This is a genomic window from Clostridium sp. ATCC 25772 (assembly GCF_001573875.1).
Lineage (GTDB): Bacteria > Bacillota > Clostridia > Clostridiales > Clostridiaceae > Clostridium_J > Clostridium_J senegalense.
Map to the genome: position 1 here is coordinate 1 of NZ_LFRG01000108.1, position 1,616 is coordinate 1,616.

A 1,616-nucleotide genomic window follows, 5' to 3' on the forward strand; every position below is an offset into this window, starting at 1 on the left:
TCTGATTGATTTTTGATAATGTCTTATTATAACGTATGTGATTATGTCCTCAAATTTTAAAATATAGTATAATAAACCTCATGACTTTAATTTGAGGTGACAAATGAGAAAGGTAATTTTAAATATGAAAGAAGAAACTAAATACAATATAATTAAAAAATTGGTTGATACTAATGGGAATAAACAAAGGGCTGCTATTTCTTTAGGTTGTACTGTAAGACATATTAATAGACTAATAAAAGGTTATAAAGAGCACGGTAAAGAATTCTTTGTTCATGGTAACAAAGGACGAAAACCTGTACATACTTTAGATGATTCTACTAAGCAATTGATCGTAGATCTTTATCGTACAAAATATGAAGGTTCTAATTTAACACATTATTCTGAGCTTTTATCTAAATTTGAAGATATAAATGTTTCTCCATCTACCATTAGAAATATCTTAGCTAAATCATTCATTCTATCGCCGAAGGCTAAAAAAACAACAAAGAAAAATTTAACTAATCATTTAAAAGAATTGAAAAAATCAGCTAAAACAAACAAAGAAATAAATTTTATTCAAAATACTCTAATTAATATTGAAGATGCTCATCCTAGACGCTCTAGGGCTGCTTATTCAGGTGAAATACTACAAATGGATGCATCTGTACATAATTGGTTTGGAATTACTAAATCTCATTTGCACATTGCTGTAGATGATGCTACTGGGACTATTGTAGGTGCTTATTTTGATGCTCAAGAAACTTTAAATGGCTACTATAATGTGTTACATCAAATACTTACAACCTACGGTATTCCTTATAAGTTTCTAACAGATAGACGAACTGTATTTGAATATAAACAAAAAAAATCCCCTTCTATCGAAGAAGATACATTTACTCAATTTGGTTATGCTTGCAAACAACTTGGCATTGAAATTCAAACTAGTAGTATTGCTCAAGCTAAGGGAAGAGTTGAACGTATGTTTCAAACTCTTCAATCTAGACTACCAATCGAGTTTCGCTTAGCTGGTATATGCACAATTGAACAAGCTAACGAATTCTTAAACTCCTACATAAAAGAATTCAATGATCAATTTGCTTTACAAATTGATAATATCAAATCTGTGTTTGAAACACAACCTGATATTGAGAAAATAAATCTAATATTGGCAGTTATAGCTGAAAGAAAAATAGATAATGGTTCATGTATAAAGTATAAAAATGAATACTATATTCCAACAAACAGTCATGGAATAGCTGTACACTATCATAAAGGGATCTCGGGTCTTGTAATTAATTCATTTGATAATCAACTATACATTAGCATAAAAGATCAAGTATATTCATTAAAATTAATTCCCAAGCATTCTATATCATCAAAGAATTTTGACTTTATTGAAACACCTAAAGTTCCGAAGAAAAAGTATATACCTCCAATGAATCATCCATGGAAGCAATCATCATTTAATGAATACTGCAAAAGACAGGCTCATCGCCAAAAATTAATAGCCTAATTAATAAAATATAAATTTTTGAAATGAGAACTTTCAATGTTTATTAAGCATACCCAAAAATAAGTGTATGCGCTATTATTGGGGAAAATTTAAGCACCAGAAAAGCTGGTGCTAATAATTA

1 protein-coding gene is annotated in these 1,616 nt (G+C 29.1%); it reads left to right on the forward strand.

The window, feature by feature from the left end; genetic code table 11:
* Positions 1–103: 103 nt before the first annotated feature.
* Positions 104–1,495 carry an ISNCY family transposase gene (locus tag AZI32_RS16970; RefSeq protein WP_242865319.1) on the forward strand — a complete coding sequence of 464 codons (1,392 nt, stop codon included), beginning with the start codon at positions 104–106 and terminating at the stop codon, positions 1,493–1,495.
* Positions 1,496–1,616: the final 121 nt, after the last annotated feature.